Consider the following 15,605-nt stretch of genomic DNA (forward strand, 5'->3'; position numbering starts at 1 on the left):
AGGGCGCCGCAAGCTGTGATGGTTTGCTACGTGCGCGTGCTGTTTTGCTGACCACGCAAGCCTTCATACCGGGCCAGGGATGCCCAGTAAGCGATTTAAACTGACCTTTCTTCCGTGTCTGATTCGGTGACGGTTCCCACTTCTCCAACCCTGCGCTGGGTGACCGCCGCCCTGCTGTTTGCTGCAGCCGGGCTGTCGATCGTGCTGCCGTTCGTGTCGGCCACCCTGCTCACCATCGCCGTCGGCGCCGTGTCGGTGGTTGCGGGGGTATCCCAGCTGCTGCGGCTCACCGGCGAGCCCGACAGCAAGGGCAAGATCTTCCGTCTGCTCTCCGGCCTGCTCTACCTGGGCGGCGGTGTCTGGGTGCTGGTGTTCCCCGTGGCCAGCGAAGTGAGCCTCACTTTGTTTGTGGGCTTCCTGCTCGCCTTTGAGGGGGTGATGGAACTGGCCGCCGCCGCCACCGGCCAAGGGGCCGCCCGCGGGCTGGTGCTGCTGGACGGCATCGTCACGGCCGTGCTCGGCGGCATGCTGATCGCTGAATGGCCCTCGGACAGCATCTGGGCGATCGGCATGTTGTTCGGCATTGGTCTGGCCTTCTCCGCCATCAACCTGATCACGGCTCCGAGTCAACCGGCCGCTTGAGCTGCAGCTCGCCCATGGCGGCGGCATCGAGACGCCGGGGGTCGGCGACCCCCAGGGTTCCCCCCTCGGCCAGCACCTCCACGCTGTTGGCCGAACCCATCGCGGGTGCCACCACCACCTGGTGCCCCAGGGCTTGCAGCAGCGCCCTGGTGTCGGGGCTGAGGCCCTGCTCCACACTGATCTGATCGGGCCAGAGCTGGGAGTGGATGCGGGGGCTGGCCACTGCTGAGGCCAGATTCAACCCATGCACCAGGCGGTTGAGCAGCACCTGCAGCACCGTGGTGATGATGCGGCTCCCGCCAGGACTGCCCGTGGCCAGCCAGGGGCGCCCATCGCGGCGAAACACCAGGGTGGGGGTCATCGAACTGAGGGGCCGTTTGCCGGGGGCAATGGCATTGGCCGCTCCCTGCACCAGGCCGTAGGCATTGGCCACGCCGGGCTTGGCGGTGAAGTCGTCCATCTCGTTGTTGAGCAGGAAACCGGCGCCGGGAACGCTGATGCCACTGCCGTAGGCGAAGTTGAGCGTGGTGGTGAGGGCCACCAGCCCCCCCTGGCGATCGGCCACCGACAGATGGGTGGTGTTGGTGCCACCGGAGCTGGGGGCCTCAGCGGCCAACTCGGCGGCCGGACGATGGCGATCGCTGCGGATGCGGGCACGCTGGCTGGTGGCATAGGCCGGGCTGAGCAGGCGCTCCAGGGGCATGGCCACCTGATCGGGATCGCCGAGCCAGTGGTTGCGATCGCGGTAGGCGAGGTTCATCGCCTCCACCATCCGATGCAAGCTGGCGGCGCCGTTGAGGCCGAGCTCCGCCAGGGGCATGGGCTCCAGCACCTGGAGCAGCTGCACCAGGGTGACGCCACCGCCGCTGGGGGGCGGCATGGTGAGCACCGGATGGCCGTGGAAGCGCACCTGCAAGGGCCGCACCAACTGGGCCCGGTAGCCATCGAGATCGGCATGGCGAATCAAACCACCCCGTTGGCGCATCAACGTCACCAGGGAGTCGGCGATCGGCCCCTGGTAGAAGCCACGCTCGCCCTGGTTGGCAATGCGCTGCAGGCTGGCAGCCAGCAGGGGCTGACGGAACCGGGCTCCGGGGCGCAGCGGGTGTAACAGGAAGAGCTCGGCAGAGGTGGGATCGTCCTGGAGCAGGGGCGCCGCCTGCCGCAGGGAATCGGCCAGCTCCTTGCCCACGGGGAACCCCTGCTGGGCCAGGCGAATGGCTGGTGCCAGCACGGCGGCCCGCGGCAGGCGGCCGTAGCAGCGCTGGGCGAGCAGCAGACCGGCGGGCGTGCCGGGCACCGCCACACTCAAGGGGCTGCGGGTGGCCCGCTGGCGGTCGGCCTCACCATCAGGGCCCAGGAACATCCCGGCCGTTGCGGCCAAAGGAGCGGTTTCGCGGAAGTTCACCGCCACCGCCGTGCCCCGACCCACCCGGATCTCTGCGCCCCCCGCAAGACAGCCGCGGGCCGCGGCCGGTGAGGGGCCCGGCAACCAGAGCACCAGAAAACCACCCCCGCCCAGATTGCCAGCCTGGGGCAGGGTGACCGCCAGGGCGAAGGCCGTGGCCACGGCCCCATCCACCGCATTGCCCCCCCGGGCCAGCACGGCCGCCCCCACGCGGGAGGCCACCTGCTCCTGGCTGGCCACCATGCCCCCAGGCGACCACTGGCTGTGAAAGCGCTGGCTGCGTTCCTGCAGCACATCGGCACGCACCGGCCCCGCCAGTACCAGCCCCAAGCCCAGCAGCGGCCTCCATCCATTCATGGGCAGGCAGGCGCTCCAGCGGGCACCCCGTACCCGCCGCCGCCCGGGGTTTCAATGCGCAGGGCCTCACCGGCCTGCAGCTCCAGCTCACAGGATCCTTCCAGCTGACGGATCGAGCCATCCGGCCCGATCCAGCTGTTGCGGCCGCAGGCTCCTGGCAAGCCGCCGGCCAGACCCGCCGGCGCCACCCGGCGCGAACCGGAAATCAGGGCTGCGGTGACGGGCTCGAGGAAACGCAACTGCCGCACCACGCCATCACCACCGGAGAAGCAGCCGGCTCCCCCCGAACCCGTGCGGATCGCAAACTGCTCGACCCGCAGCGGAAACCGCGATTCGAGGATTTCCGGATCGGTGAGGCGGGAATTGGTCATGTGGCTCTGCACCGCGGAGGCCCCCGCATAGCCCCCATCACCCGGCCGAATCCCCGCACCGGTGCCGCCGCAGATGGTTTCGTAGTACTGGCAGTGGGCATTGCCGAAGCTGAGGTTGTTCATCGTGCCCTGGGCCGCCGCCTGGATCCCGAGGGCGGCGAACAGGGCGTTGGCTGCCGCCTGGGAGATCTCCACATTGCCGGCCACCACCGCCGCCGGCGGCCGGGGATGGAGCAGGGATCCCTCCGGCACGATCAGGTCGATGGGCTCGAAACAGCCGGCATTGAGCGGGATGGCCTCCCCCACCAGGCAGCGGAACACGTAGAGCACCACCGCCTTGGTCACGGCCAGGGGGGCGTTGAGGTTGCCGTCGTGCTGGGGGGAGGTGCCGCTGAAATCCACCCGGGCCCGGCGTGCACCGGCATCGATCTGCACCGCCACCTGGATCTGACCGCCATGGTCGAGCTCCACCCGGGCCTGGCCGCTGCGCAGCCCTGCCATGGCCCGGGCCACCGCTTCGGCGGCATGGGCCCGCACGTGGGCCATGTAGGCCTGCACCTCGCTCAGGCCATAGCGCCCGATCAGGCGGTCGAGCTCCCCAACCCCCAGGCGGTTGGCCGCCACCTGGGCCTGGAGGTCGGCGAGCAATTGGTCGGGGTTGCGCACCGGATGGCACCCCGCTGCGAGGCGTTGCCGCCAACTGGCCTCATCGAAGCCGCCATCGCTGAGAAACAGCACGTTGTCGAGCAGCAGGCCCTCATCAGCGATAGTGCGGCTGAAGGCCGGCATCGAGCCGGGGGTGATGCCCCCCACATCGGCGTGGTGGCCGCGCGAGGCCACAAAGAACAGGGGCCCGCCCCCGGGCTCCGGGCCAAACAGGGGCGTGATCGCTGTGATATCCGGCAGATGGGTACCGCCGTTGTAGGGGTTGTTGGAGAGCACCACATCCCCTGGAGCCAGGGGCCGACGATCGCCGCAGGCGATGGCCGCCAGCAGGCTGGCCACGCTCTCGCCCATCGAACCCAGGTGCACCGGAATGTGGGGAGCATTGGCCACGAGCCGGCCGGCGGCATCGAAGAGGGCACAGGAGAAATCGAGCCGTTCGCGGATGTTCACCGAACGGGCGCTCTGTTGCAGCCGCACCCCCATCTGCTCAGCAATGGCGGAGAAGCGGTGGTTGTAGAGCTGCAGCAGGGTGGGGTCGGGGCGGTGCACATCACCAGATGCGAGCACCTCGGCAGGGCGTGGGGCCACCTCGATCACCAGCCGCTCCAGCAGCAGGGCCCCATCCGCCATCACGGTGGCCTGCCAACCGGGCTCCAGCACGGTGGTGGTGGTGAGGTCCACCACCAGGGCCGGCCCCTCCAGCCGCTGCTGCGGCATGAGCTGGCCTCGGCGCCACAGGGGCACGGGCTGCCAACCAGCCTCCTCACCCAGCCACAGGGGGGTGGTATCAGCCTGGGGCCTGGCCGCTTCAGATCGGGCGGTGTCAGATCGGGCGGTGTCAAATTGGGCCGAGGCGGGCGGAATCCGCGGCCCAGGAGCCTCCGGCGACGTGCCTGGTGCCACCTCCACCAGCAGCCGCTCCACGATCCAGTGCTCCCCGCTGGGGCAGGTGCCGTAGCGCTGGCGATGGCTCCCTGAAATGGCCTGCCGGAGCGCCTCCACCGTGGCGGCATCGTTGGACGGCTCGGGGGACCAAGCCACCTCCAGCCCCTGCTCCCGCCCACCGGCCCGGATCTCCAGGCGCATCCCGATCCGGAGGGGGGCCTCTCCAGAGCCAGCCCCCTCGGGCAGCTCCGCCACGGCCTGACGCACCAACGCGGCCGCCCGCTGGCGCAACACCGGCAGGGCGGCGGGCTCCAGGGGCAGCCGCGGCGAACACTCGAGCAGCACCCTCTGCTCGGCCATGCCGAGGCCGTAGGCCGACAGCACCCCGGCGAGGGGATGGAGCAGCACCCGCGGCAGCCCCAGCACCTCAGCCAGCCGGCAGGCGTGTTGGCCGCCGGCCCCGCCATAGCTCACCAGCAACGCCTCACGCAGGTCGTGGCCGCGCTGGATGGAGATGCGGCGCACCGCTTCCGCCATCGTCTCGATGGCAATCTGCAGGGCTCCCTCGGCCACCCGCTCGGGCGTGATGCCCGGTGCCACCGCGGCCATGGAGGCCGCCAGGGCGGCAAAGCACCGCCGCACGGCCTCGCCATCGGCGGGTTGGTCAGCACTGGGACCAAACACCGCCGGCAGGGCCGCGACCGGCAAGCGGCCCAGCAACACGTTGGCATCGGTGATCGTGGCCGGGCCTCCGCGGCGGTAAGCCGCCGGCCCCGGATCGGCCCCGGCTGAGGCCGGCCCCACCAGCAGCCGCTGGCCATCGAAATGCAGGATCGAACCGCCACCGGCCGCCACCGTGTGGATCGGCAGCATCGGAGCCTGCAGCTGCAAGCCCACGATCTCCGTGGTGGGGCTGCGCTCCCAGGCCAGATCACCGTGCCGTCCATCGAAATGGAACACATCCGTGGAGGTGCCCCCCATGTCGAAACCGACGATCGGCTGGGGCGGCAATCCGGCAGCCTCCAACACCTGGAGCCCCACGGACACCGCGCCCACCATGCCGCCGGCCGGCCCCGAGAGAATTGTGTCCTTAGCCAGCAGGGCCTCCGGAGCCGCCAGGGTGCCGCTGGAGCGCATCACCTGCAGGCGCGTGGCGGGGCCCAGGGCCTGCTGCACCTGGTGGAGATAACGCCCCAGCACCGGTGCCACCGCCGCCTCCACCAAGGCGGTCTGGCCGCGGGGCACGAGCCGGGGCCGGCCACTGAGCCGGTGGGACAGCACCACGGCTTCAAAGCCAAGGGGCTCCAGCCACGCGCCCAGCTGGAGCTCGTGACAGGGATTGGAGGTGCTGTGCAGCAAGCCAACGGCGCAGGTGGAGTAGCCATCGGCCTGGGCTTGCCGCAGCTGCTGCTGGAGATCGTCGGCCCATTGGAGCGGTTCCAACACGGAGCCATCGGCCGCCAGGCGCCCAGCCACCTCCAGCACGCGCACCGTCAGGGGATGGGGCCGCTCGATCTCCAGGGCAAAGAGGTCGGGGCGGTGCTGGTCGCCAATGGTGAGCAGATCGGCCAAGCCCCGGTTGATCAGCAGCACCACTCCGGCACCGCGGTGCTCCAGCAGGGCATTGGTGGCCACGGTGGTGCCGAGCCGCACCTCGTCCACCAGGCCCGGCTCCAGAGCAAGCACCTGCCGGATGGCCCGAACCGCCGGATCGCCGGGGCACTCGGGCTGCACCGACAGCACCTTGCGCACCACCAGCGCGCCAGCGGGACTACGACCCACCACATCGGTGAAGGTGCCGCCGCGATCAATCCAGAACCGCCAACCCGCCACTCAGCGGTAGTTCTCAAACTGCAGGGGCACCTCGACGTCCTGGGCCTTGAGCAGGTTGATGGCCTGCTGCAGGTCGTCCTTGCTCTTGCCGGTGATCCGCAGGCTGTCGCCCTGGATCGACACGGTGACCTTCTTGAGCTCGTCCCGCACGGTTTTGCTCAGGCTCTTGGCCAGCTCCTGGGTGAGCCCTTTGCGCAGCTTCACCACCTGCTTCACCCGGTTGCCGCCCACCGCCTCGGGGGTTTGGAAGTCGAAGATCTTGAGCGAGAGATTGCGCTTGGTGGCCTTCTGGCGCAGCACATCCTCCACGGCCTGGAGGGTCATGTCGCTGGCGGTGGTGATGGTGAGGCTCGTCTCCTCCACCTCGATCTCGGTGTTCGAGTCCTTGAGGTCGTAGCGGGTGCCCACGTCGCGGCGCACCTGATCGATCGTGTTGACGAGCTCCTGGCGATCGAAATCACTCACCACATCAAAGGAATAGGTGTCGGCCATGGGGCTAGTCAGGCTGGTCGGGAACGTCTGCGGATCGTAGGTGCGGCCTGCCAACCTGGAGGCATTGTTCGTCCATCCGCCGCCATGAACGCCGCCCTCGCCCCATTCGCCTGGTCGTTGTTGCTGGCCGCCGGCGTGGTGGTGTTCAGCACGGTGCCCCTGGGAGCCGCCCGTTCCCAGGCCAACTTCCAGATGGCCGACCTGGCAGCCCCGCGGGCGATGTTCGAGCGCCTGCCGGACTGGGGCAAGCGGGCCGCCTGGGCCCACCAGAACTGCTTTGAAGCGTTCACCCTGCACGCCCCGGCGGCCCTGCTCTGCCTGCTGGCGGGGGTGACGAGCCCATTGGCCCTGGCCGCCGCCTGGATCCATCCGGCCCTGCGGCTGGCCTACATCGCCGTGTACGTGGCCAACAAGCCGCCGCTGCGCGGGCTCTGCTGGGCCGGCGGCCTGGTGTGCACGGGAGTGCTTTACGCCGAGGGGCTGAAGGCGGTGCTGGGGGGCTAAGTTCCGCGTCCAGCGGGCTCAGTCGAAGAACATCACGCTCACCACCTTGCCCATGTCCTCGGCCACGCGGCAGCTGGCCAGCAGGGTCTCGCTGTCGTGGAAGGCGTAGCAGATCAGCTGGTCACAGCGGCTGATGATGTCCTGGTTGCAGAGGCTGCTGGCCATCGGCAGGGGCAGCTCGTCGTGCTCGGGCTTCTCCACCAGGTGCAGCACCCGCTCGAGCTGGTCGCGGGATTCGCCCGGCTGACGATCGAGGCTTTGGGGCAGCAACACGGTAAGCCGGGCCGGATCAATCTCCAGGACGCTGCGAATCACCGCCGCATTCACGCCCTGGGCACCGGAGGTGATCAGGTTGTGGCCCTCCTGGGCCAGGGAGCGGGCCACCAGTTCCACCAGATGGATCGACACCACCGGCACGTGGCGGCTGCCCAGAATGGCGATGCGCCGCTTGCTCCGGTCCTGGAGCATGGCCAGCTCCTGGGCCAGGGTGTCGATCCGATCGAGCGCCGGAAGATCAAGGGACCGGGTCACCAGTAGCCGCCAGCCTGCCCTTTGAAACTAGCAGCGTTATTTGGCCAGCGCGGGCAACTGCAACCTCGCGAACAGTCGGGTGAAATCGCAATGCTCTTCCACCAACCGGAAGGCAAAGCTGGCCTTCACCACCTCGTGCAGCCGCACGTGGCCAAAGGCCTGTTCAATCACCTCCACGGTGGTGAGGGTGTCGTGCTCCACCTTCAGCAGGGGCACCTCGAGCTCCTCGGCCCGGTTGAGCAGCTGGGGCAGGGGATCTCCGGCTCCGGTGAGGATCAGGCACTGGGTGGAGGCCTCCAGGGCCGCGAGCTGGATGTCGGTGCGATCGGCGCCGGTCACCACCGCCATGTTGCGGCGGCGACGGAAAAACTCCATCGCCGAATTGACGTTCATGGCGCCGATCGAGAGGGTTTCCACGAGCAGATCGAGGCGCTCGGGGCAGCACAGCACCTCGGCCCCCAGGCGCAGCGCCAGCTCCTCCACCGTGACGCTGCGCAGCAGGGGGCTCTGGGGCATCACTCCGAGCACCGGCAGCCCCAACCGTTCCAGGGCCGGCAACAGCTCGGCGCGGAGCTGGGGCACTAGGTCGGGATTGACGGCATTGAGCACCACCCCAGCCAGGTTGTCGCCCAGCTCGGCCTGAGCCGCCAGCAGGGGATCAATGCTGCAGCTGTCCGTCCAGGGGTGCACCAGCAGCACCGGCGCCTGCAGCCCCCGGGCCAGCTGGCCCAGGCTGAGTCCGTACAGCAGGCCCTCGTGGAGGCTGCCGGCAGCCTCAAGCAAGGTGAGCCCATCGGAGGCGGCCTCCAACTGCTGCTGCAAGAGGGGAAACCCTGCCCCTGGCTCCAGATCCCCCTGCAGCAGCCGCTGCTGGGCTGTCGCCGCATCCAGGACGTGCAAGGAGGGAATCAGCTGCGACTCCGGCAGCCCCAGGGTGGCGCCGATGAAACGCACATCCGCATCCAACAGGGCCGAGGAGCTGGCCTGGGCGCCTGGGGCATCCAGACTGGTGGCCAGGGGCTTGCCGAAGCGCACCGGCACGCCCAAGCGGCTGAGCTGGCGGGCCAGCCCCAGCACCACGGCGGATTTGCCGCTGAAGGATTCGCAGGAGCCGATCAGCAAGGTGGGGGCCATCGGTCAACCCCGCTGGGGGCGCGTCTTGGGGCGAAATTTAGGCGGCGCTGCCCACCGGTTCCGTCGCCAGGGGGGGCTGACCCAACAGCAGCCAGCGCCAGAAGCTCGCTGGCAACTCCTGGCCCTGCCGCTCCATCAACCACTGCACCAACTGATGACAGGGGAGGTCAAAGGCGTAGGCCACCTGGGGCAGGTCCGGAAAGATGAGGTCGCAGTGGAGGAGCTCCTGGGGAGCCGTCTCGCCACTCCAGCTCAGCCGCAGGGAATGGCTGCGTCCACCCTGCAGCAGGCGCAGGCCCGTCCAGTGGCCAACCAGCAGAATGGCCAGGGCCTCCTCCAGGGACACCTGATGCCCCAACCCCCCGCAGTAGGGAGCAAACAGGGGCACCAGCGGGGCCACGGTCTCAGACGAAGCCTGATCGGACCAAGCCAGATCAGCGGAGATGCCATCAGCCATCAAGGAGGCAGATGCGGCGGCGGGACTGCACCATGCTGGCGCGTCGGTCGCCATTTGCGCCAGGGTCATGGTCACATTTGATGGGAGCACCGGTGCAACCACCGTGGCGATCACCGGCGCCAGCGGCAGCTTCGGGCAGGCCCTGCTGCGGGCCTGGTCACGCCAGCCCGCAGCAGGGCAGGGCATCCGGCTGGTGGCCCTGACCAGCGGCCAACGCCCCCTTGACCTGCGCGATGCCGCCGGCAAGGCGATTCCGGTGGAGCAGGCGGCCTGGCAGATCGGCCAGGAAAACGCCCTGCGTCCCCTGCTGGAGCGTGTTGATGTGCTGGTGCTCAACCACGGCATCAACCACCAGCAGGCCCGCAGCCGCGAGGCCACCGACCTGGCCCTGGAGGTGAATGCCCTCAGCAGTTGGCGTCTGCTGGAGCTGTTCGCCGAGGTGGTGCGACAACGCCCCGGCGCCGGGCGCCCGCAGCCCGAGGTGTGGATCAACACCTCCGAGGCGGAAATCCAACCGGCCTTCAGCCCGCTCTACGAGCTGAGCAAACGGCTGCTGGGCCAGCTGGTGAGCCTGCGGGCCCTCGATCTGGGTGGGGCCTCCGGACCGCTGCGCATCCGCCGGCTGGTGCTGGGGCCCTTCCGCTCCGCGCTCAACCCGATCGGCCTGATGGGAGCGGACTTTGTCGCCTCCCAGGCGCTGGCCCAGGCCCGGTTGGGCTGCAACCTGATCATCGTCACCCCCAACCCGCTCACCTACGTGCTGATGCCGCTCCACACCCTGGGGCGGTGGCTTTACTTCAAAGCACTGACGAGGGCCTGAACCCAGAATCCAGCCCTAAAAGTCCCGGTCGGTGAGGATTTCGCAACCGTCACTGGTGACGGCGATGGTGTGCTCCCACTGGGCCGACCAGCTGCCATCCACGGTCACCACGGTCCAGCGGTCCTTGAGGGTGCGGCAGGCCTTGCTGCCGGCGTTGAGGATCGGCTCCACCGCCAGCGTCATGCCCGGCCGCAGTTTCATGTTGGGCAGATCCCGGGTGCGGAAGTTGAACACCGAGGGTTCTTCATGGAGGTTGCGGCCCACGCCGTGGCCGGTGTAGTCCTCCACCACCGCGAAGCCATGGGCTTCCACGTGGTCCTGAACGGCGCCGGCGATGTCGAGCAGGGTGTTGCCCGCCTTGATCTGGGCCAGGCCCTTCATGAGCGATTCCTGGGCCACCCGGCAGAGGGTCTGGGCCTCCTCCGTGGCGCCTTCGCCCACGCACAGGCTCACGCAGCTGTCGCCGTGGTAGCCGTCGAAATAGGCCCCGGTGTCGATCTTCACCAGATCGCCGGCCTGGATCACCCGCTTGCTATTGGGGATGCCGTGCACCACCTCGTTGTTGATCGAGGCGCAGATGCTAGCGGGGAACCCGTGATAGCCCTTGAAGCTGGGCGTGGCCCCCATCTCGCGGATCCGCTTCTCGGCATGGCGGTCGAGGTCGCCGGTGGTCATACCGGGGGCCGCCAACTCGAGGATTTCGCGCAGCACCGTGGCCACGATGCGGCTCGCCTGGCGCATGGTGTCGATCTCGCGGGCGCTCTTGATCTCCACGCCCCGTCGGCTCTTCTGAATGCGCGGACCGGTTTCAAGCGCTGTGGCGGGAGCGGGGGCGGGGGCCGGGGCAGAGGATGCCTTGGTGCTGGCCAGCAGATCGGCAAACAGATTCATGCTGGTGGCGCCGGCAGCGTTGGAAACGGCAGAACGTCAAACTACCAACGGGAGTGGAACGCCGTGGACAGGTCGCTGGGGAGCCCATCCACTGGGGGTGGCACCTGAGCCGGTACACTGGCTGTTTGGCCAGGCGTCGCGGAGCTGAGATGGCAACGGAGTCGACAGACAATCAAGCCGTGAACCCGGCAGAGGCGGAAGCCGACACGGCTGCGGCGGCGACCGCCGTGCAGGAGAAGCCGGCTGCGGCGAAGGCCAGCGGGACCAAGGCCACCACCGGCAAACTCAGCGCCCAGGAGCTGATCCGTGCGTTTGAGGCGGAGCAGCTCAAGGACGAACTTCCCGAGATCTACGTGGGTGACACCGTCAAGGTGGGCGTCCGGATCCGCGAGGGCAACAAGGAGCGCGTGCAGCCCTACGAGGGCGTCGTGATCGCCAAACGCCATGGCGGCCTCAACGAGACCATCACCGTGCGTCGCATCTTCCAGGGCATCGGCGTGGAACGGGTCTTCATGCTTCACAGCCCCCAGGTGGCTTCCGTGAAAGTGGAGCGCCGCGGTAAGGTGCGTCGGGCGAAGCTCTTTTACCTGCGCGACCGGGTGGGTAAAGCCACGCGGGTCAAGCAGCGCTTCGATCGCTGAGATCCCTACCCGCGTCAACACACGCTCTCGGAATTCTTTCTTCAGAAAGTTTTTTATCGAGAGCGCTGTATTGACGTACGGATCTCATGTTTACGGGGGCATCGGTCTTGCGCCGTTAGTTCAGTTGGTAGAACGCAGGTCTCCAAAACCTGATGTCGGGGGTTCAAGTCCTCCACGGCGCGTTCGATGCCCCAACTTGCAGTTTCCTGGTTCCGAGGATGGAGTTGGATCTACAACCCGGGGATGTGGTCAAAGTGCTCGAATCAGCAGCCTTGGGCTGGGTTCGCGCACGGGTGATCCGGGTCAAATCGGGTGGCCGCGTGGTCGTGCAAAGCGACCAGGGCCGCGAATTCACGGCCCGGGGAAATCAGGTTCGGCTGATTGAGCCGGCAGGATTTCGCCCCTGAACGCCCTTCAGGCCGCCCCAACGGCCTGGGTATTCGATGCGTTGTTGCTGGTTTGATCCACACCAATTCAAGACACACCAATTGGTTGACGATCGGACCGGCGATCACGGATACTTTTGAGGTCGCAGCCGCGACGCAGATTGCCCAAAAGGCAGCCTGGGACTGTAGTTCAATCGGTTAGAGCACCGCCCTGTCACGGCGGAAGTTGCGGGTTCGAGCCCCGTCAGTCCCGTTCCAGTTCAATCAGGAGTCATCCCGGTGGGTGCTGCACAGTCCTCACGCCCTGTACGCGTGCGCCTGGCCCCCAGCCCCACGGGCACCCTGCACATCGGCACGGCCCGTACGGCAGTGTTCAACTGGCTGTTCGCCCGGCGCCAAGGCGGCGAGTTTCTGCTGCGCATCGAGGACACCGACCGGGAGCGCAGCAGGCCCGAATACACCGCCAACATCCTGGAAGGCCTGCAGTGGCTTGGGCTGCACTGGGATGGCGAGCCCGTGGTGCAGAGCGCCCGCATCGGCGAGCACCGGGCGGCGATCCAGCAACTGCTCGACTCCGGCCAGGCCTACCGCTGCTTTGCCACGGAAGCCGAACTCACCGCCATGCGGGACCAGCAGGCCGCCAGCAAACAGGCCCCCCGCTACGACAACCGCCACCGCCAGCTCACCGCGGAGCAGCAGCAGACCTTCATCGCCGAAGGCCGTGAGGCCACGGTGCGCTTCAAAATCGACGACGACGCCACCATCACCTGGAGCGACCTGGTGCGCGGCGACATGCGCTGGAGCGGCAGCGACCTGGGCGGCGACATGGTGATCGCCCGCCGCGCCCCCGCCGACCAGATCGGTGATCCCCTCTACAACCTGGTGGTGGTGGTGGACGACATCGCCATGGCGATCAGCCACGTGATCCGCGGCGAAGACCACATCGCCAACACCGCCAAGCAGCTGCTGCTCTACGCAGCCCTGGGCACCGAGCCGCCGATCTTTGCCCACACCCCCCTGATCCTCAACCAGGAGGGCAAGAAGCTCTCGAAACGCGATGGCGTCACCTCGGTGAGCGACTTCCAAGCCATGGGTTACACCCCGGAGGCCCTGGCCAACTACATGACCCTGCTGGGCTGGTCGCCGCCGGAGGGCATGGGGGAGCGCTTCACCCTGGCCGAGGCGGCCACCGTGTTCGACTTTGAGCGGGTGAACCGGGCCGGAGCCCGCTTCGACTGGGACAAGCTCAACTGGCTCAATGGCCAGGTGCTCCATGAACTTGGGCCTGACGCCCTGCGGCAGCAACTGCTGCCCCTCTGGGCCGCCCAGGGCTGGGGCACGGCGCCAGGCCCGGCCCAAGCCGACCCCACTTGGCAAGCTGACCTCTGCAGCCTGATCGGGCCATCGCTGAGCCTGCTCGCCGATGGGGTGGAGCAGGCCCGGCCCTTCTTCACCACCCCAGAGCTACAGGAGTCGGCCAGCAGCCAGCTGGCCAGCGAGGGGGCCCGGCCGGCCCTGGCCGCCCTGCTGGAGCGCCTGCCGGAGGGCCCGCTCAGCGCGGATCAAGCCCAGACCCTGCTCACCGAGGCAGCCACGGCGGCGGGGGTGAAGAAGGGCGTGATCATGAAGAGCCTGCGGGCGGCGCTGCTCGGCAGCCTCCAAGGACCCGACCTACTGGCCACCTGGCTGCTGCTCCACCGCAGCGGCGACGACCGCGCCCGCATCGCCCGCTGCCTCTGAGAGGCCCAGCCAGCGGGCCAGGGGCCCGGCGCTGAGGCCCTGCAGGCCCACCGTGAGCAGGATCGTCAAAAACACCAACCCCTGAAGCCGGCCAGCCCCCACCACCCCGGCCTGCTCCAGCCGAATGGCAAACAGGCTGGCCACGGCGGCCGTCACGATGCCCCGGGGCGCCAACCAGCTCATCAGGGCCCGTTGGGGCAGGGTGAAGTCGAGGCCCCAGGTGGCCAGGCCAATCGCCACCGGACGCACCAGCAGCATCAACACCAGCACGCAGCTCACCCCGCCCCAGCCCAGGGGGCTGAGTTCGGCCCAGCTCACATCGGCCGCCAGCAGCGGAAAGAGCATGGTGATCGCCAGCTGGGCCAGCTGGCGGATCAGCTCATCGAGCTCGGCGGCATCGGTGTCGGGCCGGCGCCCCACCACCACGCCCGCCGCCACGGCCGCCGGCAAGCCCGACTCGGGCAGCAGCAGCTCACAGCCGCTGAACATCAGAAACAGGGTGCCCACCGTGAGCTGAAGCCGCAGGGCCCCGGCCGGTTGGGCGGGAATGCGGCGCAGGGCTTCGGCCAGCAACCAGCCGCACCCCGCCCCGATCGCCACCCCACCACCCAGCCGCTGCAGCAGGCCCAGGGCCAGCTCTCGCCAGCCGTGCAGATCGCCCAAGGCCAGCTCCAGCAGCAGCAGGGCCAGCACGGCCCCGATCGGCTCGAGGATCAAGCCTTCCCCCTCCAGCACATCACCGAGGGGCGGCGACAGGCGGATCTGGCGCACCAGCGGATTCACCACGGTGGGGCCGGTGGCCAGCACGATGGCGCTGAACACGGCCGCCAGGGGCCAGTTGAGCCCCGCCAGCGTGTGGGCGGCCAGCAGGCCGGCGCCGAGGGCCAGCACCAGCCGCACCAGCACGATGCGCAGCACCGCTTGCTTGGTGGCATCGCCGGGCAGCCGCAGGTTGAGGCCGCCGTCAAACAGCACCAGGCTCACCAGCAGCCCCACCACCGTGCCCAGGCCGGCGCCCAGGTCGAGGGGCTCCACCAGGCCGAAGCCGGAACGGCCGATCACCAGGCCCGCGCTGAGCAGCAGCACCACCCCGGGCAGGCCCGTGAGCCAGGCCAGGGCCTGGGCAATTGCCCCGGCAAACACGGTGACTCCCCAGAGCAGGCCCAGCCGCTCAGGCGTCATTCATCGAGGGCGTTGAACTTGGGCTCCACGTGAATGCCGATCACGCCACTGGGCCGCACCACCAGGTATTCCCCCTCCAGGTCACCGATCGGCACGTTCACAAAGGTGTCGGGGGCTGAGGCGGTGAGCACGCCGCCATACCACTGCTGAAACGCCTCCAGGGTCTGGAAGTTCACTGTTTCGGTTTGGCCGCCGCTCATGTGCAGATGAACGGCGTAGCGGCGGGGGATGCGGGACATGGGGAGGGGGCAGCGGGATGGGCGGTCGTGCCCACAGGATGCCCCAGGGCCACTGGGTTGTGCCAGGCCAGCGGCTGCAGCGCAACAGTGCCGGCCACATAGAGGGGATGGCGGGGCTGGCCGGCGGCAGTGAGGCCCAGGGCCCAGAGGCGCCGCCCCTGCAGCACCGCCAGCACCGCCCGATCCCGATCCCGCCAGGCGCCCTGGTTGCCCCAGCCCAGCCACAGCGGCGCCTGGGGCTGGGCTGCCAGCCGGTGCCGGATCCAGGCATCGGCCTCGGCACCCACCGGATCGGCGGCGCGGCGCAGCACCGCCGGCGAGGGGCTGATGCGGGCAAACAGGTTGAGCACCTCCAGGCTGCCGTAGCCCCAACGCTGGGCGAACCCCAGCAGCCGCCGCAGGGTGGGATCGTCACGCTGGCCATCG

General features: G+C 68.8%; 16 protein-coding genes and 2 tRNA genes. 8 read left to right on the forward strand and 10 right to left on the reverse strand.

Features of this window, described 5'->3' with window-relative positions; genetic code table 11:
• Positions 1-114 precede the first annotated feature (114 nt).
• Positions 115-642 carry a DUF308 domain-containing protein gene (locus tag KBY71_RS08155; RefSeq protein WP_254928434.1) on the forward strand — a complete coding sequence of 176 codons (528 nt, stop codon included), beginning with the start codon at positions 115-117 and terminating at the stop codon, positions 640-642.
• Here KBY71_RS08155 and ggt read toward each other — a convergent pair.
• The 3 genes from ggt to KBY71_RS08170 are packed head-to-tail and all read right to left on the reverse strand — an operon-like array spanning position 614 to position 6,654.
• Entirely contained in the window at positions 614-2,407 is a 1,794-nt protein-coding gene (gene ggt / locus KBY71_RS08160; RefSeq protein WP_254928435.1) for a gamma-glutamyltransferase, read from the reverse strand. The genes KBY71_RS08155 and ggt overlap by 29 nt on opposite strands.
• Positions 2,404-6,162, reverse strand: a complete 3,759-nt coding sequence (locus KBY71_RS08165) for a hydantoinase B/oxoprolinase family protein (protein WP_254928436.1) — start codon at positions 6,160-6,162, stop codon at positions 2,404-2,406. Before KBY71_RS08165 ends, ggt begins: the two co-directional genes overlap by 4 nt.
• A complete protein-coding gene (locus tag KBY71_RS08170; protein WP_254928437.1) occupies positions 6,163-6,654 on the reverse strand; it encodes a YajQ family cyclic di-GMP-binding protein in 492 nt (163 codons plus the stop codon). It abuts the gene before it with no gap.
• Positions 6,655-6,738: 84 nt separating this feature from the next.
• Between KBY71_RS08170 and KBY71_RS08175 the strand changes: the two genes are divergently transcribed.
• Positions 6,739-7,158, forward strand: coding sequence for an MAPEG family protein (locus KBY71_RS08175; RefSeq protein WP_254928438.1), 420 nt, complete (start codon positions 6,739-6,741; stop codon positions 7,156-7,158).
• Between the two features lie 18 nt (positions 7,159-7,176).
• Here the strand turns inward: KBY71_RS08175 and KBY71_RS08180 are convergent, their stop codons facing one another.
• The 3 genes from KBY71_RS08180 to ebsA are packed head-to-tail and all read right to left on the reverse strand — an operon-like array spanning position 7,177 to position 9,223.
• Positions 7,177-7,689, reverse strand: coding sequence for a DNA recombination-mediator protein A (locus KBY71_RS08180; RefSeq protein ID WP_190390567.1), 513 nt, complete (start codon positions 7,687-7,689; stop codon positions 7,177-7,179).
• 36 nt (positions 7,690-7,725) lie between these two features.
• Positions 7,726-8,823, reverse strand: coding sequence for a phosphotransacetylase family protein (locus KBY71_RS08185; RefSeq protein ID WP_254928439.1), 1,098 nt, complete (start codon positions 8,821-8,823; stop codon positions 7,726-7,728).
• 37 nt (positions 8,824-8,860) lie between these two features.
• The gene (ebsA, locus tag KBY71_RS08190) at positions 8,861-9,223 is read right to left on the reverse strand and encodes a type IV pilus biogenesis protein EbsA (RefSeq protein WP_254928440.1); all 363 of its coding nucleotides are present in this window, start codon (positions 9,221-9,223) and stop codon (positions 8,861-8,863) included.
• 124 nt (positions 9,224-9,347) lie between these two features.
• Between ebsA and KBY71_RS08195 the strand changes: the two genes are divergently transcribed.
• Positions 9,348-10,100 carry a short-chain dehydrogenase gene (locus KBY71_RS08195; protein WP_254928441.1) on the forward strand — a complete coding sequence of 251 codons (753 nt, stop codon included), beginning with the start codon at positions 9,348-9,350 and terminating at the stop codon, positions 10,098-10,100.
• A gap of 15 nt (positions 10,101-10,115) precedes the next feature.
• Here the strand turns inward: KBY71_RS08195 and map are convergent, their stop codons facing one another.
• Entirely contained in the window at positions 10,116-10,991 is an 876-nt protein-coding gene (gene map / locus KBY71_RS08200; RefSeq protein WP_254928442.1) for a type I methionyl aminopeptidase, read from the reverse strand.
• A gap of 149 nt (positions 10,992-11,140) precedes the next feature.
• On the opposite strand from map, the gene rplS reads away from it, so the two are divergent.
• The 5 genes from rplS to gltX all read left to right on the forward strand — a co-directional run bounded on the left by rplS (position 11,141) and on the right by gltX (position 13,758).
• The gene (rplS, locus tag KBY71_RS08205) at positions 11,141-11,632 is read left to right on the forward strand and encodes a 50S ribosomal protein L19 (RefSeq protein ID WP_254928443.1); all 492 of its coding nucleotides are present in this window, start codon (positions 11,141-11,143) and stop codon (positions 11,630-11,632) included.
• A 109-nt stretch (positions 11,633-11,741) separates the two neighbouring features.
• A tRNA-Trp gene (locus KBY71_RS08210) sits at positions 11,742-11,814 on the forward strand.
• Positions 11,815-11,850: 36 nt separating this feature from the next.
• Positions 11,851-12,039: a hyperconserved protein Hcp gene (locus KBY71_RS08215; RefSeq protein WP_006043540.1), complete on the forward strand. Its 189-nt coding sequence runs from the start codon at positions 11,851-11,853 to the stop codon at positions 12,037-12,039.
• Between the two features lie 158 nt (positions 12,040-12,197).
• Positions 12,198-12,271: transfer RNA gene (locus KBY71_RS08220), tRNA-Asp, on the forward strand.
• A gap of 59 nt (positions 12,272-12,330) precedes the next feature.
• Positions 12,331-13,758: a glutamate--tRNA ligase gene (gltX, locus tag KBY71_RS08225; protein ID WP_254928444.1), complete on the forward strand. Its 1,428-nt coding sequence runs from the start codon at positions 12,331-12,333 to the stop codon at positions 13,756-13,758.
• On the opposite strand, the gene KBY71_RS08230 is transcribed toward gltX, so the two are convergent.
• The 3 genes from KBY71_RS08230 to KBY71_RS08240 all read right to left on the reverse strand — a co-directional run.
• A complete protein-coding gene (locus KBY71_RS08230; protein WP_254928445.1) occupies positions 13,690-14,940 on the reverse strand; it encodes a sodium:proton antiporter in 1,251 nt (416 codons plus the stop codon). The two genes, gltX and KBY71_RS08230, sit on opposite strands and share 69 nt — an antisense overlap.
• A complete protein-coding gene (locus tag KBY71_RS08235) occupies positions 14,937-15,179 on the reverse strand; it encodes a hypothetical protein (RefSeq protein ID WP_190390560.1) in 243 nt (80 codons plus the stop codon). Before KBY71_RS08235 ends, KBY71_RS08230 begins: the two co-directional genes overlap by 4 nt.
• Positions 15,137-15,605 (reverse strand): DUF1643 domain-containing protein (locus KBY71_RS08240; RefSeq protein WP_254928446.1); only part of this gene is annotated, 469 nt, incomplete at its 5' end. The genes KBY71_RS08235 and KBY71_RS08240, both read right to left, overlap by 43 nt.

This window comes from Cyanobium sp. T1B-Tous, from assembly GCF_024345475.1.
Taxonomy (GTDB): Bacteria; Cyanobacteriota; Cyanobacteriia; order PCC-6307; family Cyanobiaceae; genus Cyanobium_A.